This is a genomic window from Comamonas aquatilis (assembly GCF_965139575.1).
GTDB classification, from domain to species: Bacteria; Pseudomonadota; Gammaproteobacteria; order Burkholderiales; family Burkholderiaceae_C; genus Comamonas; species Comamonas aquatilis.
Window position 1 is genome coordinate 1 of the sequence record NZ_CBCSIW010000007.1, and the last position, 18,870, is coordinate 18,870.

General features: G+C 58.5%; 16 protein-coding genes and 1 other RNA gene. 11 read left to right on the forward strand and 6 right to left on the reverse strand.

Going from position 1 to position 18,870, the window contains the following annotated elements; all coding sequences use genetic code 11:
- Positions 1 to 96: 96 nt before the first annotated feature.
- Positions 97 to 477 (reverse strand): helix-turn-helix transcriptional regulator, encoded by a 381-nt coding sequence (locus tag ACNAZA_RS10675; RefSeq protein ID WP_415796563.1) that lies wholly within the window; start codon positions 475 to 477, stop codon positions 97 to 99.
- Positions 478 to 996: 519 nt separating this feature from the next.
- Between ACNAZA_RS10675 and ACNAZA_RS10680 the strand changes: the two genes are divergently transcribed.
- From ACNAZA_RS10680 to ACNAZA_RS10705, 6 genes are all read left to right on the forward strand, one after another.
- Positions 997 to 1,368, forward strand: a complete 372-nt coding sequence (locus tag ACNAZA_RS10680) for a hypothetical protein (RefSeq protein WP_415796564.1) — start codon at positions 997 to 999, stop codon at positions 1,366 to 1,368.
- A 101-nt stretch (positions 1,369 to 1,469) separates the two neighbouring features.
- Complete coding sequence (locus ACNAZA_RS10685; RefSeq protein WP_415796565.1) at positions 1,470 to 2,453, forward strand: DUF932 domain-containing protein; 984 nt, start codon at positions 1,470 to 1,472, stop codon at positions 2,451 to 2,453.
- A 135-nt stretch (positions 2,454 to 2,588) separates the two neighbouring features.
- On the forward strand, positions 2,589 to 3,650 hold the full coding sequence (locus tag ACNAZA_RS10690) for a YqaJ viral recombinase family nuclease (RefSeq protein ID WP_415796566.1): 1,062 nt from the start codon (positions 2,589 to 2,591) through the stop codon (positions 3,648 to 3,650).
- Between the two features lie 88 nt (positions 3,651 to 3,738).
- On the forward strand, positions 3,739 to 4,917 hold the full coding sequence (locus ACNAZA_RS10695; RefSeq protein ID WP_415796726.1) for a recombination directionality factor: 1,179 nt from the start codon (positions 3,739 to 3,741) through the stop codon (positions 4,915 to 4,917).
- A gap of 157 nt (positions 4,918 to 5,074) precedes the next feature.
- Complete coding sequence (locus tag ACNAZA_RS10700; RefSeq protein WP_415796567.1) at positions 5,075 to 5,374, forward strand: helix-turn-helix domain-containing protein; 300 nt, start codon at positions 5,075 to 5,077, stop codon at positions 5,372 to 5,374.
- 158 nt (positions 5,375 to 5,532) lie between these two features.
- Entirely contained in the window at positions 5,533 to 6,228 is a 696-nt protein-coding gene (locus ACNAZA_RS10705; RefSeq protein WP_415796568.1) for a hypothetical protein, read from the forward strand.
- A 49-nt stretch (positions 6,229 to 6,277) separates the two neighbouring features.
- On the opposite strand, the gene ACNAZA_RS10710 is transcribed toward ACNAZA_RS10705, so the two are convergent.
- The 5 genes from ACNAZA_RS10710 to ompA form a co-directional block, all read right to left on the reverse strand.
- Positions 6,278 to 7,528, reverse strand: a complete 1,251-nt coding sequence (locus ACNAZA_RS10710; protein WP_415796569.1) for a tyrosine-type recombinase/integrase — start codon at positions 7,526 to 7,528, stop codon at positions 6,278 to 6,280.
- A 218-nt stretch (positions 7,529 to 7,746) separates the two neighbouring features.
- Positions 7,747 to 8,123: a transfer-messenger RNA gene (gene ssrA / locus ACNAZA_RS10715) on the reverse strand.
- Between the two features lie 12 nt (positions 8,124 to 8,135).
- On the reverse strand, positions 8,136 to 8,801 hold the full coding sequence (gene gph / locus ACNAZA_RS10720) for a phosphoglycolate phosphatase (protein WP_415796570.1): 666 nt from the start codon (positions 8,799 to 8,801) through the stop codon (positions 8,136 to 8,138).
- 5 nt (positions 8,802 to 8,806) lie between these two features.
- Positions 8,807 to 9,520, reverse strand: coding sequence for a bifunctional 2-polyprenyl-6-hydroxyphenol methylase/3-demethylubiquinol 3-O-methyltransferase UbiG (gene ubiG / locus ACNAZA_RS10725; protein ID WP_415796571.1), 714 nt, complete (start codon positions 9,518 to 9,520; stop codon positions 8,807 to 8,809).
- A gap of 85 nt (positions 9,521 to 9,605) precedes the next feature.
- On the reverse strand, positions 9,606 to 10,256 hold the full coding sequence (gene ompA / locus ACNAZA_RS10730) for an outer membrane protein OmpA (RefSeq protein ID WP_120966957.1): 651 nt from the start codon (positions 10,254 to 10,256) through the stop codon (positions 9,606 to 9,608).
- A gap of 229 nt (positions 10,257 to 10,485) precedes the next feature.
- Here ompA and gyrA point away from each other — a divergent pair, with 229 nt between their 5' ends.
- From gyrA to ACNAZA_RS10755, 5 genes are all read left to right on the forward strand, one after another.
- The gene (gyrA, locus tag ACNAZA_RS10735) at positions 10,486 to 13,191 is read left to right on the forward strand and encodes a DNA gyrase subunit A (RefSeq protein ID WP_415796572.1); all 2,706 of its coding nucleotides are present in this window, start codon (positions 10,486 to 10,488) and stop codon (positions 13,189 to 13,191) included.
- Positions 13,192 to 13,312: 121 nt separating this feature from the next.
- A complete protein-coding gene (gene serC, locus ACNAZA_RS10740) occupies positions 13,313 to 14,422 on the forward strand; it encodes a 3-phosphoserine/phosphohydroxythreonine transaminase (protein WP_415796573.1) in 1,110 nt (369 codons plus the stop codon).
- Between the two features lie 129 nt (positions 14,423 to 14,551).
- Positions 14,552 to 15,652: a prephenate dehydratase gene (gene pheA / locus ACNAZA_RS10745; protein ID WP_415796574.1), complete on the forward strand. Its 1,101-nt coding sequence runs from the start codon at positions 14,552 to 14,554 to the stop codon at positions 15,650 to 15,652.
- 41 nt (positions 15,653 to 15,693) lie between these two features.
- On the forward strand, positions 15,694 to 16,578 hold the full coding sequence (locus tag ACNAZA_RS10750; RefSeq protein WP_415796728.1) for a prephenate dehydrogenase: 885 nt from the start codon (positions 15,694 to 15,696) through the stop codon (positions 16,576 to 16,578).
- A gap of 94 nt (positions 16,579 to 16,672) precedes the next feature.
- A complete protein-coding gene (locus tag ACNAZA_RS10755; protein ID WP_415796575.1) occupies positions 16,673 to 18,733 on the forward strand; it encodes a bifunctional 3-phosphoshikimate 1-carboxyvinyltransferase/cytidylate kinase in 2,061 nt (686 codons plus the stop codon).
- Positions 18,734 to 18,870: the final 137 nt, after the last annotated feature.

Here is an 18,870-nt window from a genome sequence, read left to right on the forward strand (position 1 = left end):
ATAATCAACTGAGATCTTCGGGATATTTATCAATACATCTCCAGCTTCAGACAGGTATTGATATTTTTAAGTAATTAAATATTTAGCACCCCTGAATTAAGAGGTTTCTGCTTGATTGCGCAAATGCGTGATGTATGCATGAACGTCTTCCAGGACCCAGCCCTTCGCCTTCATGCCAAGGGGTATCGACTTGGGGAACATCGGGTCGTAGTACTTGGACTGCGGGTTGATACGCAGGTACACCGTTGAGCGAGACAGGCCCAGTATTTCCAGCAAGGTCTTTAAACGAATTACGCACTTGGGATCGCAAAGTGCACGCTCCAGCGCTGTCTTGGGCTGCGAGGTCTGCTCCTGGGCCTGCTTGGGCAGAATTTGCTTGATCTCCGTATCCACCGGAACGCTGGTGGATGTCACATTCTTCGACTCACGAACATCGCTCTCGATGGAGCGATCAGGGATGGCAAAGGACTGATACATGGCGGCTTCGTGCCTGTGTTGAAAACAAGCCCATTGGACCGAAGGCACGCCAGAACATCTACGCAGCTGCTTGCCGCAGCGTCTCACGTCAAGCAGCTACGTTGACTAGAGGCATGCTTTTTGATAGCACCTTGAAGCTGGGTTTTGACATGCACAAAGGTTTGTTCTGCAATCCATGCGAACGTGCTAAAAGTCCGAACATTTAGTTCCACGCCCGAGTAAAAACAACACTCAGCAACGTCATGCGAAACGGAAGCTTTTAGCCTGCTCGATCATGCAAACGCGTGGCTCGATGACCAGGTACCTGAGGTGCTCTCAAGCGTCCGATTGAGACGCTGACAGCTGCATTCGCAAGAAAACCACAAGGCAAGGCAGCACTTCGAACTGCAATCCACTTTTTTTCAACCACATATCACCCGCCTGAGCAGACATGGGTCTGCCCCCAGGCCATGGTGATTCGCCCTCCTCAGCGAAGGCTGTCCAGCGCCTGGCTTCTTGTCTTTTCACCAAGGAGCTTTGATGCCTCTTTCTTCACCCACTCTTTGTCCTGTGTGCCTTAGTCCCCGGATCACCTCACGGAACTGGGCACGTAAAACAGCAGGAGCCATAGGCTGCGCTGCTGGCGCCACTGGCGGCTTTGTCGGAGCCCTGCGTGGCGCACAGATAGGAATTGCTTCGGGGCTGATCACCGGCCCTGTCGGCTCATCCGTCGGCGGTATTGCGGGGGCCGTTCTGGGTGGCCTCGCAGGCACTGCCATTGGCTGCGAAGTCGGTACATCCGTAGGCCGAACGATTGACTCCCTGATGCTGGACAACCTCAAGTGCCTGGAATGCGGGCACTCGTTCGCCCAATCGACACCTCAGTCCAGCTTTGGCAGCTCGGACGATTAAGGGCTTCAGCTGGTGCTTTCCAAAGCATTGTCCTGATCGTTTCCCCACTATTCCCTGTTCAACCTTTTAGTTTTCGTATCTCTTAACGAAGGAGTTTTCTTATGGCACATCTCGTAGAAGCCATGGCCTATGCCGGCCAAACCCCTTGGCATGAACTGGGCCATGCCCTGCCCGCCAAACAAGGCATTGATGTCTGGGCCCAGGCCGCCGGCATGGATTGGCGCATTCAAGAAACACCTGTGCGGTATCTCGCTTCTGATGGTGGGTCTGGACTTTCCAGCTTGTATGCTGAACCCAAAGAGTTTCCCGAACAGAAGGTGCTGTACCGCAGTGACACGCAAGCGCCTTTGTCGGTGGTGGGGAGTCGTTACCAGGTGGTGCAGCCTCGTGAGGTGCTGGAGTTCTACCGGGACCTGACGGAAGTGGCAGGCTATGAATTGGAAACGGCTGGCGTGCTCAAGGCCGGTCGCAAGTTCTGGGCTTTGGCTCGTACGGGCAAGTCAGCAGCGCTCAAGGGCAAAGATGTGGTCAATGGCTATTTGCTGTTGGCTACGTCCTGTGACGGAACGCTTGCTACGGTGGCCATGCCGACGACGGTGCGGGTGGTGTGCAACAACACGCTGACGATTGCACTGCGTGACGGTGTCGGCGCCGTCAAGGTGCCACACAGCACGACCTTTGATGCCCAGGCGGTCAAGCGCCAATTGGGCGTGGCCGTGGGTCAATGGGACAGCTTTATGTATCGCATGAAGACCTTGGCCGAGCGCAAGATCAAGACTCACGAGGCGATGAACTATTTCCTCAAGGTGATCTGCAATACAGACTCCCATTCGGATTTATCAGTGGGGCTAACTAATGAACGGGCGCTCAAGAAGGTGCAGATGCTCTATGAGGGCCATGGCCGTGGGGCCGAGATGCATGCGGCCAAGGACACGGCTTGGGGACTGCTGTGCTCCGTGACGGAGTTTGTCGATCATGAAAAGCAGGCTCGCAGCCAGGACAACCGCCTGGACAGTGCCTGGTTTGGTCAAGGTGCGGTCATCAAGCAGCGGGCTCTGGATCATGCGCTGCAACTGGTGGCCTGATCGTGACTAGCCGTTGGCTTTGTTGGCCGTCTTTGGACGTCTTACTTCTCTTCTTCCCTCACATCTTTCCTCCAACCCAAGCCACCTTTTGAGGTGGCTTTTTTATGCCCGCAATTGGCGGGTCAGGAGCTTTCTATGTCTGTGCATGTTCTCAAGAATGGCAATCTGGACGGTGCATCCTCACCCTCTTCTTCACTCCCTTCTTCACGCCCGCTGCGCAAGGGCGCAGCCTTGCGCCTGGTGTCCACCAAGGATATGGAGCGTGATGACTGGCTGGAGATTCGCCGTACCGGTATTGGTAGCTCGGATGCAGCAGCCGCCATTGGCCTCAATCCTTATCAATCCCAGTTGGAGCTGTGGATGCAAAAGGCGGGCAAGGGCAATCTCTTGCCGGCCGTCGATCCGCAGGACGACACCAGTCCCATGTTCTGGGGCACTTTGCTGGAGCCCATTGTGGCGGCCCACTACACCAAGCGCACAGGCAACAAGGTGCGCCGGGTAAATGCGGTGTTGCAGCATCCTGAGCATCCCTGGATGCTGGCCAATGTGGACCGCGAGGTCGTGGGCGCTGCGGATGTGCAGATTCTGGAATGCAAGACGGCAGGTATCCATGGAGCCCGCCTGTGGCGTGATGGGGTTCCAGAGTATGTGCAATTGCAAGTCATGCACCAGTTGGCCGTAACCGGCAAGCAGGCCGCTGATGTGGTGGTGCTGGTCGGTGGGCAGGAGCTGCGCATTTTTCGGATCGAGCGGGATGAGGCTTTGATAGCCCGCCTGATCACGCTGGAAAAGCGATTCTGGGACATGGTCCAGCAAGGTGTAGCACCCGCAGGCGACGGCTCAGACAGTGCAGAGAAGGCTTTGCGCTGCCTGTTTCCATCCGGCGCTGGTGATCAGGTAGATCTGAGCGACGACGAAGAGCTCAACCTCACGTTCGATGAACTGCTTCAGGTCCGTAGCGATCTGGATGCGGTGCAAAAGCGTGAGGCCCGTTTGCGCCAGCGCATTCAGATGCAGATGGGCGAAGCCAGCAAGGCCTTGTTCGCTTCGGGTGGCTCCGTGACCTGGAAACGCAGCAAGGATGGTCAGGCCTTCAATACCAGCCAGTTTGTGCAGGAGAACCCCACCCTAGCTCAGCGCTATCTGAGCGTACGCGCGGGTTCCCGCCGGTTTTGTGTCAACGAGCCTGAGCAGTGAAACGGCTTGGGACGAAACACAATTTCTACATCCACACCCCTGCCCTCCTTGGCTTTGCCCTGGAGGGCTTTGTTTTTTGGAGCACCTCATGATCAAAGGTTTGATGATCACGCCCCCTGTAATTGGCCGGATTGCCATCGGTAAGGTGGTGGAGCGCAATGGCAAGCGTCTACCGGAGAAAGATGACGAATTCACCATCACCACGCAGGTGCAGTCTCGTGGACAATGGATCTTGCATCCGCTTGATGAAGCCCTGCGCTTAGCAGCAGCCCAATCACACGGCGGCATAAAGGAAGGCTCATCGCCTTCCGTGCCTGATGGTGTTTTGGACGATGCCCAGGGCATAAGTGGGCATGCAAGTGCCAGTTCAAGTGCAGATACTGGCCCTGGCAGTCCCGGTGAAGCAATTCGATCCTCCAATACGGTCCAAACGGCTGCGCGTGTAGGTCGTCGATCTCTCAAGGAGAAGATGGGCATTGCCAACGCTGGCGATGCTGCTGGTGAAACAGTGGCTTCCACAGTGCCTTCGCCTGCGGCCACGCAAGCACGGCGCAAGCTGCGCAACATTCCGGTTCGGGTACTGTTCAATGATCCCGATCTGAACCTGCGAGCCCATTACACCTTGTTTGATCGCACGACGGCGAGACCGGTGTGCGTGGGCGATGGCGAGAGCTGCAAGCGGGTGACGAGCAAGGGATTGGAGTCCATGCCTTGCCCTGGGCCTGATGCGTGCGCATTTGGCAAGGATGGCTGCAAGCCCTACGGGCGTTTGAATCTGGCCATCGGCGACAGCGATGAGCTGGGCAGCTTTGTGTTTCGCACAACGGGGTTCAACAGCATCCGAACCTTGACCGCCAGGCTGCAGTACTTTGCTGCGGTCTCGGGTGGCTATCTGGCCTGCATGCCGCTGGAGCTCAAGCTGCGGGGCAAGTCGACTACACAGTCGCATCGCTCTGCCATTTATTACGCCGATCTGGTGGTGCGCACGGGCTTGTCTCTCAACGAGGCCATTGTTCAGGCCAAAGAGCTTGCCGGTCAACGACTGGTCGCGGGGGTTGATCAAACGGCTTTGGATGCTGCTGCACGCCTGGGCTATGCCAATGGCAGTTTTGAAGACTCGCCCGATGAAGCGGCCGAGATTGTGGAGGAGTTCTATCCCGAAGAGAGCCAAGCCTCCACAGTTCCTGCGACTGCGAAAGCAAGCGGCCCTTGGGCCACTGGCTCTCAAGCCAAGTCGCGAAATGGTACGCATAGTCCGTATCCGTAAAGACAGTGGATTCGTAGACCGTCGCACTGAAAGCCGTGCTTCTTAACACCGTGATCGATATCGCCGTGTGCATTTGCACTGTGGCCAAGCATGCTACGAATCGTAACCATTGCGCTCTATGGCAAGCAAACCAATGACCGATGCAGACCGCTCTCCCGTGCTCAAGGCATTCGGGCAGGCCGTGCGTGAGTGTCGAAAAGCGCGCGGTTTTTCTCAGGAAGGTTTTGCACATTACTGCGGCTTGGATCGCAGCTATATGGGCGGCGTTGAGCGTGGCGAGCGCAATGTGACGCTGGCCAATATGGAACGCATCATCGCCGCCCTGCATATGAAGCCTTCCGATTTCTTCTTGGCTCTAGATACGCATTTCAGGGACATCAATACGCAGCTGAAAACTGTGCACCTACAAGGCTTTGCACCGCACTATCTGCAAGGCATCCACCGGCAATCACGCTAAAGCACACATCTGCATCCAGCCTCTGCCGTTGAGGTGCGGGCAGATGTAGGTTTCTCATTTAAGACAAATGCCCAAGAGAGGGATATATGAAAAAGTTACTACTTCTTTGCTCAGCTTTGGCCTTAGCGGGCTGCAACTCTTCACCTAGCACTGGGGACGTGGAAAAGTTCCTGAAACCCAAGTTCGCATCTTGCGAAAACATCAAGGTCGTGGATATCAAAAAGACCAACGGCTACGAGGAGGATGGCTACTACCGAGTGGAATACACCTACGGCATTACGCTCAAGGATGAAGGCCAGCTCAAGGAAATGAAGACGATTTGGCAGCAAGAGCAGGAGCGCTCTTCTCAGGCCAAAGTCGCCTATGCCGAGCGAGACAAGAAGGTCGCTGCACTGCGCAAACAAATTGAAGCTCTGGAAGATGAATCCGCTCCACGCTACGAGCAGTTTGACGATGGGCAGCTACATCATTCTCAGGGTATATCCGCCACTCGGGTACTGACACCCCAAGAGCAGCACTCGGCCGCCCTCAATGCTTGGCGCCTCAATCCACCTGAACCCTTGCGGCAAAAACAAGAAGAGCTCAAGGCCTATGAACAGGCCTTTCGAGATCAGTGGGGGAACTACAGTCCCCAGTTCCTGGGCCAAGTCGGTGCTGCAGTTTCCAAGTTCTATCGTCAAGGCTGCCCTGGTACTTCGTACAAATTCACCGAAGGCATGTTGCAAGGCCAAGCGCAAGCAGCCAACCAAACTGACGACCTCAGTCACTGGTTTGAACAACGCGAGATCCAGATGAAGGGCTCTATGACCATGCGCAAGACCGAGAACGGATGGCGAGCACTTAGCGCAAGTTAAACGCAGCTACCCGTAACAGACAAGCCAGCGCCCTATGCGCTGGCTTGTGTCACATGACTTTGTTTTTTTGTGGAAACTCGATCACGGAAGCACCCTCGCGTAAGCGATCCAAGTAATCCGCCCATTGTTGAACCTGGTCGAAGCGCTTTGCCAAGTACTTCGTCCGGTTATAGCTGCGTCCATTCGCATCCTTGACGGCATGCGCCAAATTCGCCTCAATCGCCAGCGGATCGAGGTCAAGCTGATCGACCAACATGGTTCTTGCACTCGCCCGAAAACCATGCCAGCTTTGCTCTTTGCCAAACCCCAGGCTATACAAAGCTGTACGCACCGAATTATCTGACATGGGCCGGTCATGATCTCGCTGACCAGGAAAAACATAACGGCCGCGTCCACTGAGGGGCTGCAGATCACAAAGCATCGCCACCGCTTGTTTGGGCAAAGGCACAACATGCGGCTCACCGTTTTCTTTTTCCTGAACGGTACGCTTCATCTTAGCGCTGGGAATAGTCCAAAGCGCAGCTTCCAAATCCAGATCCCCCCATTCCATCGTCCGAAGGTTGATCGGGCGCTGGTAAAGCAGTGGAGCGAGCAAAAGCGCGGTACGCACAAAAGGGCCGCCTTTATAGGCGTACATCGCACGCATGAGCTCACCAAAACGCAGGGGCTCCACAATGGCAGGAAAGTTCTTGCCTCGATATGGAGTCAAACGTGCTTTCAAACCCTCGGTGATATCACGCTGTGTATTGCTAGCTGTAGGCAACCAGTAACACCAGACCTGCCGCGCCAGCATTAGTGCACGGTCAGCGGTCTCCATAGCCCCACGCGCTTCCACTTTCTGTAGCACCGACAACAATTCCATGGGCTGAATCTGCGTCATTTCCCGCTCACCGATATACGGAAACAAATCACGCTCTAGTTGACGATGCATCCGTTCTGCATGACCAGGGCTCCAACGAGGCACCTGCTTGCCATACCACTCCAGCGCTACAGCTTTGAATGTGTCACCCCCTCCAGTTGGGTTGACCAATTTTTCCATCTTACGCGCTTTGGCAGGATCAACACCCTCTGATTTCTGCAGCCGAGCAACGTCTCTAGCTTTCCGGGCAGCAGTCAAACTGACCTTTGGATAACTGCCTAACGCCAGCCGCCCCTCTTTACCGTCTTTTCGATACTTCCAGAACCAACGCCGAGATCCTGCTGGGCTGACCTCAAGATACAGACCACCTGCATCGGAAAAACGCTCTCGCTTGGCGCCGGGGGAACAAATTGCGTTTCGGCACTGTGCATCGGTCAACATAGGGGAACAAATCCTCTTTAAAAAGGCCTTCCACAGAGGGGAAAGGGGGAACAATAGGGGGTAAATTTACCATTACCCCCGCATGTTCCCCCACCTGTTCCCCATGTATGCATTGGCAGTAGCGAAATCACTTAAGACACAAAAAGACGATAAGTCATTGATCTACAAAAAGAAAAAGGGGTTCAATGAACTTCATTGAACCCCTTTGTACGGGTGGATGGTGGAGCTGGCGGGAATTGAACCCGCGTCCGTAAGCCTTCGTCGAGCAGATCTACATGTTTAGCGTTCTGATTTAGATCTCGCCATCCAAATCGCGCAGACGCACGCTACTTGAATAGCCAGCTTCCTTAAATCTCGCCAAGTACCAAGAAGCCCGATACCCAGCCAGCTAATGAAAATTCCCTTGCAGCCTGGAGGTATTGCTACCCCCTTGCCCAGCCCATCAGCGTGCTGTTGCAAGGCTCACCGGATTAAGCGGCGAGTGCGAAACGTTCGTCGTTTGCAGTTAGTTTTTTGAATGGAGATTTACGAGCGTCACTCAAGCTCGACATGCACCACACCGATCCCGAACCCACGTCGAAACCAGGACAGCCCCATAAACGCTATTTTACCCTCTTCCCAGCAATTTCAAGAGTTCCAGGGGTGAATTGATTTGCGCATCGGCTCCCCATTGGGATATTTCGGCGGCAGAACCCAGGTATCCATAGCAGGCAGCCACGGTTTTCATGCCTGCAGCCTTGCCAGCCTGGATGTCACGCTCATCATCGCCGACATAAATACAACACTCCGGAGAAATATTGATGCGCTTTGCTGCTTCAAAAAGAGGGGCAGGATGCGGTTTTGCGTGAGCCGTGGTATCGCCGCTGACCACCGCTCCCGCCTTGTTGAACAAGGGCATCTGCTCGGTCAGCGGGTTGGTGAAGCGCATGGATTTGTTGGTCACCACACCCCAGACCAGCGACTCGGCTTCCAGCGCCGCGATGAGCTCCGGCACGCCGTCAAACGCATAGGTGCGCTCTGTCATACAGCGTTCGTAATTGACGAAGAATTCCTCGCGCATCTCGGCAAAGCCTTGCGAGTCCGGGGTCATGCCAAAAGCGATGCCCAGCATGCCGCGCGCACCGGCACCCGCCATATGGCGATAAGCCTCAAGAGGCAGTGAGGGCATGCCGCGCTTCACACGCATCTGGTCGGCTGCAGCACCCAAGTCCGGCGCGCTGTCTATCAAGGTACCGTCCAGATCAAACAGCACGGCTTTCACATCGCTCCACATCGCATTCACTCCTGAGGACGGCGGGTTGCCAACATGTAATTGACCGAAGTGTCATTGCTCAGCCAGTAGCGACCCGAGACCGGATTGTGCTCCAGCCCCTTGCTGCATTGAACATCGAGATGGGCTTCCCGTGCGAACCGGGCCAGTTCACTGGGGCGAATCAGCTTGGCATACTCATGCGTGCCCTTGGGGATCATCTTGAGCACATATTCTGCCGCCACGATGGCCAGCCCGAATGCCTTGGCATTGCGGTTGATGGTGGAGAAGAACACCCAGCCGCCGGGTTTGACCAAGGTGGCACAGGCACGGACGATGGAGGCCGGATCAGGCACATGCTCGAGCATTTCCATGCAGGTCACCACATCGAAAGACGCCGGTCGCTCCTCGGCCAGTTGCTCCACGCTGACTTCGTGGTACTGAATATTGGGCGTGCCGCTTTCCAACGCATGCAGCTGGGCCACACGCAAAGCCTTGGTCGCCAGGTCAATCCCCATGACCTCAGCACTCTTTCGCGCCATGGAGTCCGCCAAAATACCGCCGCCACAGCCTACGTCCAGCACGCGCTTGCCACTCAATGGGGCCTGGGCATTGATCCAGTCCAACCGCAAGGGGTTGATCTGGTGCAGAGGCTTGAATTCACTCTCGGTGTCCCACCAGCGGTGAGCGAGGCTTGAAAACTTTTCCAGTTCCGCCGGATCGGCATTGATTGTGTTGCTCATGGCGCTCATTGTCGGCTATTTGATCAGGCGTTTCGGCATAAAAAAAGCCCCGTTACCGGGGCTTTCTTGGGTAGCAATCGAAAGATTACTGAGCAGCGCGTGTGCCCACAACTTCGATTTCCACGCGGCGGTTTTGAGCGCGGCCGGCTGCAGTCTTGTTGTCTGCAACAGGTTGCTTCTCGCCCTTGCCTTCGGTGTAAACACGGCTCTTTTCGATGCCCTTGGACACCAGGTAAGCCTTCACAGCTTCAGCACGACGCACGGACAGCTTCTGGTTGTAAGCGTCAGAGCCAACGGAGTCGGTGTGACCCACGGCAATGATGACTTCCAGGTTGATGTCCTTGATCTTGCCGGTCAGGTCATCCAGCTTGGCCTTGCCAGCGGGCTTCAGCACCGACTTGTCGAAGTCGAAGAAAGCGTCAGCAGAGTAAGTGACCTTGGATGCAACTGCGGGAGCAGGAACAACAGCAGGAGGAGGAGCAACAGCAGGAGCAGGAGCCACAGCAGGAGCCTGAACCTTCAGTGCGCCGTCGCAATCAACAGCGGCGGTAGCAGGAGTCCAGTTGGCATCGCGCCAGCACAGTTCGTTCGTGCCGTTCTTCCACACCAGCTCGCTGGTGCCGTTTTGCCAGTTGTCGATAGTCTTGCCACCATCAGCAGCCTTCACTTGTGCGCCGGCGGCCGTCACGAGGGCAGCAGAGGCAAACAACATCGCCACTTTGTTCAGTTTCTTCATGGTTCTCCTCTTGGGGAAAAAGCCGCAGCAGGGCTGCGAATCTGTTGACGTTATCAGTGACCATCACCAAAAACGTTGAAACGATTGTGCCATACGTAACATGCAGACGTGTTGTCAACTAGGCACCAACAAGTAGTACAGCTATGTAATTCCTAAGTTATGTTGCTCTACTGCCACACGCCATTCGACCTAAAATGGTTGTTTTCCTGCCGTCAAAGTATCGCCTGACATGACCCAGTTTGCTAAAGAAACTCTGCCCATCAGCCTAGAAGAGGAGATGCGTCGCAGTTATCTCGATTACGCCATGAGCGTGATCGTGGGCCGGGCGCTTCCGGATGCGCGCGACGGCCTCAAACCCGTGCACCGCCGCGTCCTGTACGCCATGCACGAACTCAATAACGACTGGAACCGTCCTTATAAGAAGTCGGCGCGTATCGTCGGTGACGTGATCGGTAAGTACCACCCTCACGGCGACAGCGCGGTCTACGACACCATCGTTCGCATGGCCCAGGATTTCTCCCTGCGCCACATGCTGGTGGACGGCCAGGGCAACTTCGGCTCGGTGGACGGCGACAGTGCCGCTGCCATGCGTTATACGGAAATCCGCCTGTCCAAGATCGCCCACGAAATGCTCGGCGATATCGACAAGGAAACCGTGGATTTCGGCCCCAACTATGACGGCTCCGAGAGCGAGCCGCTGGTGCTGCCAAGCCGTCTGCCCAATTTGCTGGTCAATGGTTCTTCGGGCATTGCCGTGGGCATGGCCACCAATATTCCGCCGCACAACCTCAATGAGGTGGTGGACGCTTGCCTGCATTTGCTGCAGAACCCCGAAGCCTCCATTGAAGATCTGATGGAAATCGTGCCGGCCCCTGACTTCCCTACCGCCGGCATCATCTACGGCATCAATGGCGTCAAGGAAGGCTATCGCACCGGTCGCGGCCGTGTAGTGATGCGCGCCAAGTGCCACTTCGAAGACATCGACCGCGGCCAGCGCCAGTCCATCATCGTCGACGAGCTGCCCTACCAGGTCAACAAGAAGACGCTGCAAGAGCGCATGGCCGAGCTGGTGCACGAGAAGAAGATCGAAGGCATCAGCCACATCCAGGACGAGTCGGACAAGTCCGGCATGCGTCTGGTGATCGAACTCAAGCGCGGTGAAGTGCCTGAAGTGGTGCTCAACAACCTCTACAAGCTCACCCAGCTGCAAGACACCTTTGGCATGAACATGGTGGCGCTGATCAATGGTCAGCCCAAGCTGTGCAATCTGAAGGACTTGATCGAAGTCTTCCTGCAGCACCGCCGCGAAGTGGTGACACGCCGCACCGTGTTCGAGCTGCGCAAGGCTCGCGATCGCGGCCATGTGCTCGAAGGTCTGGCCGTGGCCCTGGCCAATATCGATGACTTCATCGCCATCATCCGCAACGCGCCCACGCCTCCCGTGGCCAAGGCCGCACTGATGGAAAAGTCCTGGGACAGCAAGCTGGTGCGCGAGATGCTCACCCGCACGCGCACCGATGGCGGCGTGGTCAATGCCGACGACTACCGCCCCGAAGGCCTGGAAGTCGAATACGGCATGCAGCAAAACGGTCTGTACCGTCTGTCCGAGACCCAGGCGCAGGAAATCCTGCAAATGCGTCTGCAGCGCCTGACAGGTCTGGAGCAAGACAAGATCGTGGCCGAGTACAAGGACGTCATGTCGGTCATCGAAGACCTGCTGGATATCCTGTCCAAGCCCGAGCGCGTTTCCACCATCATTGGTGAAGAGCTCAATGCCGTGAAGGCCGAATTCGGCCAGTCCAAGAAGGGCGCACGCCGCTCCACCATCGAGTACAGCGCGCAGGACCTCTCGACCGAAGATCTGATCACCCCCACCGATATGGTGGTGACGCTCTCGCACACCGGCTACATCAAGAGCCAGCCCCTGTCCGAGTACCGCTCGCAAAAGCGCGGCGGGCGCGGCAAGCTGGCTACCGCGACCAAGGAAGACGACTGGATCGATCAGCTCTTCATCGCCAACACGCACGACTACCTGCTGTGCTTCTCCAACCGCGGCCGCATGTACTGGCTCAAGGTCTGGGAAGTGCCCTCGGGCTCGCGTGGTTCGCGCGGCCGCCCCATCGTCAACATGTTCCCGCTGCAAGACGGCGAGAAGATCAACGTGGTCTTGCCGCTGACCGGCGACAACCGCACATTCCCCGAAGATCACTACGTCTTCATGGCCACCCGCATGGGCACCGTCAAGAAGACCGCACTGACCGAGTTCAGCAACCCCCGCAAGGCCGGCATCATTGCCGTGGGCCTGGATGAGGGCGACTTCCTGATCGGTGCGGCACTGACTGATGGCGCGCATGACGTGATGCTGTTCAGCGACGGCGGCAAGGCCGTGCGCTTCGATGAAAACGATGTGCGCCCAATGGGCCGCAATGCACGCGGCGTGCGCGGCATGAACATCGAAGATCACCAAAGCGTGATTGCCATGCTGGTTGCCGAAGCCGACGACGGCACAGGCAATGTGGCCGAAGGCTCGCAAAGCGTGTTGACGGCCACCGAAAATGGCTACGGCAAGCGCACAGCCATCAGCGAATACACACGCCACGGCCGCGGCACCAAGGGCATGATTGCGATCCAGCAATCCGAGCGCAACGGCAAGGTGGTTGCGGCCACCCTGGTCGCGCCCGAAGACGAGATCATGTTGATCACCGATACCGGCGTGCTGGTGCGCACCCGCGTCGCGGAAATCCGCGAACTGGGCCGTGCCACCCAAGGCGTGACGCTGATCAACCTGGACGAAGGTGCCAAGCTGATCGGTCTGCAACGCATTGTGGAAAATGATGCGAACGAGACCGAAGTCGCTGAAGGCGACGAGACAGCTGGCGACAGCGCCGCCCCCGCAGCCGACGCCGGCAGCGAGGATTCCGGCGACCAGGCCTGATCGCCACCACCGAAGCTGATCGCAGCTTCAGCGCCACGGGTTCGCGCTCGTGGCGCAATGATTTTGATAGCTGTCTGCGCTTGATGTTCAAGCACAGACACATGATTTGAGCGTAAATCCGATGAACCGCCCTTACAACTTTTCCGCCGGCCCCGCCGCCATCCCCGAAGAAGTCTTGCAGCAAGCTGCAGCCCAGATGCTGGACTGGAACGGCTCCGGCATGGGCGTGATGGAAATGAGCCATCGCGGCAAGGAGTTCGTCTCGATTTACGAAGCGGCCGAAGCCGATCTGCGCGAGCTGCTGGCCGTTCCCGCCAACTTCAAGATCCTGTTCATGCAAGGCGGCGGCATTGCCGAAAACGCCATCGTGCCCATGAACCTCTCGCGCGCCGGCGTGGTGGATTTTGTGGTCACCGGCAGCTGGAGCCAGAAGTCCGCCAAGGAAGCGACCAAGTACGCCAGCGAAGCCCATATCGCCGCCACCGCCAAGGACAGCGACTACACCACCATCCCCGCCGCGAGCGGCTGGCAGTTGAGCCGCGGCGCCAGCTATGTGCACATCTGCAGCAATGAAACCATTCATGGCGTGGAGTTTCACGAGCTGCCCGATCTGAAGGCCCTGGGTTCGGACGCCCCGCTGGTCATCGATTTTTCTTCGCATGTGGCTTCGCGCGCCATCGATTGGAGCCGCGTGGGCCTGGCCTTTGGCGGCGCGCAAAAGAACATCGGCCCTGCCGGCCTGACCATCGTCATCGTGCGCGAAGACCTGCTGGGCCACGCTCTGCCGATCTGCCCCAGCGCCTTTGATTACAAGACCGTGGCCGACAACGGCAGCATGTACAACACGCCGCCCACCTGGGGCATTTACGTGGCCGGCCTGACTTTCCAATGGCTCAAGCGCCAGAAAGAAGGCGATCTGACCGGCGTGGCCGCCATGGAAGCGCGCAACATCGCCAAGGCCGATCTGTTCTACAACTACGTGGACCAATCCGCCTTCTACGTGAACAAGATTGCCGAGAACTGCCGCTCGCGCATGAACATCCCCTTCTTCCTGCGTGACGAGTCGCGCAACGATGCCTTCCTGGCCGGCGCCAAGCAAGCCGGTCTGCTGCAGCTCAAGGGCCACAAGTCCGTGGGCGGCATGCGCGCCAGCATCTACAACGCCATGCCCATCGAGGGCGTGCAGGCCTTGATCGCCTATATGCAGGACTTTGAGCAGCGTCAGGCCTGATGCGTCTTCGTTCGCATACGAAGCAATAAAAAGTGAGCAGCTTGCGCAGGTATCGCATGCACATTGCGAAATTTTCATTGGGAAAATCAATGAATGCTTGCGCCAGCCGCTACGAATTTTGAGGATTTCATGAGCACAGAACCCCAAGCCAGCCCCGAGTTGCTGACGCTTCGCACCCAGATCGATTCGCTGGACCGCCAGCTGCTGGAGCTGGTCAACCAGCGTGCCCACGTGGCCGAGCAAGTGGGTGAACTCAAGAAAAAAGAAGGCTCGGCCTTTTTCCGTCCGGACCGCGTGGCCCAGGTGATCGAGAAGATCAAGGCCAACAACCCCGGCCCGCTCAAAAGCGCCCACGTGGCCGCCATCTGGCGCGAAATCATGTCGGCCTGCCTGGCCCTGGAATCGCCCCAGCGCGTGGCCGTGCTCGGCCCGGCCGGCACTTTCTGTGAAGAAGCGGCGATTCAGTACTTTGGCGGCGCCGCCGATCTGATGTACTGCTCCAGCTTCGAGGAAGTCTTTCATGCCACTGCCGCCGGCAGCGCCCAGTACGGCGTGGTCGGCGTGGAAAACTCCAACGAAGGCGTGGTCACGCGCTCGCTGGACATGTTCCTGCACACGCCCTGCCATGTGGTGGGCGAAGTCAGCATGCTGATCCGCCACAACCTGATGCGCACCAGCGCCGATCTGGAAGGCATTGAAGTCGTGGCCGCCCACCCCCAGGCGCTGGCCCAGTGCCAGAGCTGGCTGTCCAAGCATCTGCCCCATGCCGAGCGCCGCCCGGTGGAGAGCAATGCCGAAGGCGCACGCCTGGCCGCTCTGCACCCCAACTGGGCCGGCATTGCCGGCGAGCGCGCGGCCCAGCAGTTTGGTCTGCACATCGTCAGCCACGCGATTCAGGACGACGCCTACAACCGCACGCGTTTTGCCGTCATCTGCCTGCCGCATACGCTGAACACGGCGCCCCCCAGCGGCCATGACTGCACCAGCCTCATCATCTCCGTGCCCAACCACGCCGGTGCCGTGCACGATTTGCTAGTGCCACTGAAAAAGCACGGCGTCTCCATGACGCGCTTCGAATCGCGTCCGGCCCGCACCGGCCAGTGGGAGTACTACTTCTACATCGACATCGAAGGCCACCCCGCCCAGTCCAATGTGGCTGCCGCGCTGCAGGATCTGCAAGGCCTGTGCGCTTTCTACAAAGTGCTGGGCACCTACCCTGTGGCCAAGTGATGCAGGGTTTGAGCATGACGCAGAAAACCGCTGATGCCGAGATGGTCCCGTTTGAACAGCTGGGCCTGATCGGCTGCGGCCTCATGGGCGGCTCGTTTGCCCTGGCCCTGAAAAAAGCCGGCCTGGTCAAGCGCGTGGTGGGTTACAGCAAATCTCCCTCCACCACCGAGCGCGCCCGCCAGATGGGCGTGATCGATGTGGAAGCCCCCTCGGCCCTGCTGGCCGCTGCCGGCGCCGATCTGGTGCTGCTGGCCGTGCCGGTGGCCGCCACCGAAGCCACGCTCAAGTCCATCAAGCACCTGGTCACACCCCAGATGATGATCATGGATGTGGGCTCGACCAAGGTCGATGTGGTGCAGGCCGCACGCTCGGCGCTGCGCGACCAGCTGGGCAGCTTTGTGCCCGCCCACCCCATCACCGGCAAGGAAGTGGCGGGCGTGGAGCACGCCGATGTCAACCTCTACCGGGGCGCCCAAGTCATCTTGACGCCTACCGAGCGTACGCTGACCGCCCACCTGAGCCGCGCCCAGCAGCTCTGGGAGGCCCTGGGCTGCCATGTGCGCGCCATGTCGCCCGAGGCGCATGACGGCACGCTGGCCACCGTCAGCCACCTACCCCATCTGCTGGCGTTTGCCATGATGCAAAGCGTGCTCAACCAGCCGGCTGCCGATGAAATTCTCTCCCTGGCCGGCCCCGGATTCCGAGATTTCACCCGCATTGCGGCCGGCGAGCCCAAGCTGTGGCGCGATGTGCTGCTGGCCAATCGCGAGCAGGTGCTGTCACAGTCACGCAACTTCCGCGCCGCCCTGGACCAACTGGAATCGCTGATCGCCGCCGAAGACGGCCAGGGTCTGCAAGACCGCCTGACGCTGGCCAGCGACGCCCGCGCACACTGGCATCTGGGCAAGCGTTCGGCCAAAATTTAAACCTTTAAAGCCTCAAGCCCAGGCAGAAAAAGCGCAAGCAGCTCCTCAAAAAGGAGCAAGCTGCCCTGGCACCAAACTCCGTTGTGGGATTGCCATGTTCACCACCGAATTCCTAGACCTGCCCCCGCTGGACTCTGCCCAGGGCAGCGTCACCCTGCCCGGCTCCAAAAGCATCTCCAACCGCGTGCTGTTGCTGGCGGCGCTCAGCCACGGCACGACCACCATCCACGATCTGCTGGATTCGGACGACACCCAGGTCATGCTGGCGGCACTGAAGCAGCTGGGCTGCCACATCACGCCTGAAACCGTGCTGCCCGGCCAACCCATAGCCGTCACCGGCATTGGCGGCCAGTTGCCTGCCGATACGGCGGCCACGCTGTTCCTGGGCAATGCTGGCACGGCCATGCGCCCGCTGACGGCGGCTCTGGCCGTGCTGGGCGGCCATTTCGAGATGACCGGCGTGCCCCGCATGTACGAGCGCCCCATAGGTGATCTGGTGGATGCGCTGCGCCAGCTGGGCTGCCGCATTGACTATTTGCGCGATCCAGGCTTTCCGCCGCTGAAGATCGGCCAGCCCGATTTCAGCCGCTGGAGCGATGCGCCGATTCAGGTGCGCGGCGATGTCTCCAGCCAGTTCCTGACCTCGCTGCTGATGGCCTTGCCGCTGCAGGCCACGGACAAGGCCATCACCATCGAGGTGGTGGGCGAACTGATCTCCAAGCCCTATATCCACATCACACTGGAGCTGCTGGCGCGCTTTGGCATTGCCGTGGAAAACGACAGCTGGCAGCGCTTTGTGATTCCTGCCGGCAGCCGCTACCGGTCGCCCGGCGACATCCACGTGGAAGCCGATGCCTCATCTGCTAGCTACTTCATCGCACTTGGCGCCATTGCCACCGGTACGACCGATGATGCGGATGCAGACAACGCGACAGAGCGCAAAAGCATCCGCATTCTGGGTGTGGGCCAGGACTCGATTCAAGGCGATATCCGCTTTATCGAGGCTGCCCGTGCCATGGGCGCCCAGGTGGAAAGCGGTCCCAACTGGCTGGAGGTTTCGCGCGGCAACTGGCCGCTCAAGGCCATCGACCTCGACTGCAACCACATCCCCGATGCGGCCATGACGCTGGGCGTGATGGCCTTGTACGCCGACGGCACGACCAGCCTACGCAATATCGCCAGCTGGCGCGTCAAGGAAACCGATCGCATCGCCGCCATGGCCATAGAGCTGCGCAAGCTGGGCGCCACGGTGGAAGAAGGCGCGGACTACATCCGCATCACGCCTCCCGCCAAGGCATCCGACTGGCGCGCTGCCAGCATCCATACCTATGACGACCACCGCGTTGCCATGTGCTTCTCGCTGGCAGCTTTCAACCCGGCCAAGCTGCCGGTGCGCATTCAAGACCCCAAATGCGTGGGCAAGACCTTCCCCGATTACTTCGAGGCCTTGTTCTCCGTCTGCCAGACCGAGACTCAGCACATCCCGGTGATCTGCATCGACGGCCCCACTGCCTCGGGCAAGGGTACGATTGCCGCCGAAGTGGCCAAGGCCCTGGGCTATCAGCTGCTCGATTCCGGCGCTCTGTACCGCATCACCGGCCTGGCCGCCTCGCGCGCCGGCCTGGCGCTGGATGACTCCAACGAAGAGACCATTGCCGAAATGGCCTTGGACCTGCCGGTGCGCTTTGACGCACAGCAGCGCGTATGGCTGGGCGAGGAAGACATCAGCGCCGCAATTCGCAGCGAAGAAGCCGGCATGAACGCCTCCCGCGTCTCGGCCCTGCCGGCCGTGCGCACGGCCCTGGTCGATCTGCAACTGTCCTTTCAGACCCTGCCCGGCCTAGTGGCCGACGGCCGCGACATGGGCACGGTCATCTTTCCCCATGCACCGCTGAAGGTCTATTTATGGGCTTCCGCCCAGTGTCGCGCCGAGCGCCGCCATAAACAATTGATTTCCAAAGGAATTTCAGCTAATATAGCTACCCTTTTGGCAGACCTTGAAGCACGCGATGCCCGCGATATGAATCGCGCCACTGCGCCTCTCAAACCTGCCGAGGATTCTCTGCAACTCGATAGCTCCGAGATGACCATTGAAGATGTGGTTGCCCAGGTGCTCTCGTGGTGGCAGGAACGCCAGCCGTTTGGCCGCGCTTGATTTATCAGGCCCAGTCCCGCATCTGGTTCACTGGCCCTCGGTGTCGCAGCGCGCTTTCAGCGGCATGACACAGAGGTTTTTCACCTTTTAACCCCGTGGGTGTATCCCACAACCCTCCGCAGACAACCTTAAAAACG

Excerpts from the sequence above, each read along its gene's own strand:
- ACNAZA_RS10675 (WP_415796563.1), bottom strand. The coding sequence starts at position 477 with ATGTATCAGTCCTTTGCCATCCCTGATCGCTCCATCGAGAGCGATGTT.
- ACNAZA_RS10680 (WP_415796564.1), top strand. The coding sequence starts at position 997 with ATGCCTCTTTCTTCACCCACTCTTTGTCCTGTGTGCCTTAGTCCCCGG.
- ACNAZA_RS10755 (WP_415796575.1), top strand. The coding sequence starts at position 16,673 with ATGTTCACCACCGAATTCCTAGACCTGCCCCCGCTGGACTCTGCCCAG.
- ubiG (WP_415796571.1), bottom strand. The coding sequence starts at position 9,520 with ATGAGCAACACAATCAATGCCGATCCGGCGGAACTGGAAAAGTTTTCA.
- serC (WP_415796573.1), top strand. The coding sequence starts at position 13,313 with ATGAACCGCCCTTACAACTTTTCCGCCGGCCCCGCCGCCATCCCCGAA.
- ompA (WP_120966957.1), bottom strand. The coding sequence starts at position 10,256 with ATGAAGAAACTGAACAAAGTGGCGATGTTGTTTGCCTCTGCTGCCCTC.
- gph (WP_415796570.1), bottom strand. The coding sequence starts at position 8,801 with ATGTGGAGCGATGTGAAAGCCGTGCTGTTTGATCTGGACGGTACCTTG.
- ACNAZA_RS10690 (WP_415796566.1), top strand. The coding sequence starts at position 2,589 with ATGTCTGTGCATGTTCTCAAGAATGGCAATCTGGACGGTGCATCCTCA.
- ACNAZA_RS10695 (WP_415796726.1), top strand. The coding sequence starts at position 3,739 with ATGATCAAAGGTTTGATGATCACGCCCCCTGTAATTGGCCGGATTGCC.
- ACNAZA_RS10750 (WP_415796728.1), top strand. The coding sequence starts at position 15,694 with ATGGTCCCGTTTGAACAGCTGGGCCTGATCGGCTGCGGCCTCATGGGC.
- gyrA (WP_415796572.1), top strand. The coding sequence starts at position 10,486 with ATGACCCAGTTTGCTAAAGAAACTCTGCCCATCAGCCTAGAAGAGGAG.
- ACNAZA_RS10685 (WP_415796565.1), top strand. The coding sequence starts at position 1,470 with ATGGCACATCTCGTAGAAGCCATGGCCTATGCCGGCCAAACCCCTTGG.
- ACNAZA_RS10710 (WP_415796569.1), bottom strand. The coding sequence starts at position 7,528 with ATGTTGACCGATGCACAGTGCCGAAACGCAATTTGTTCCCCCGGCGCC.
- pheA (WP_415796574.1), top strand. The coding sequence starts at position 14,552 with ATGAGCACAGAACCCCAAGCCAGCCCCGAGTTGCTGACGCTTCGCACC.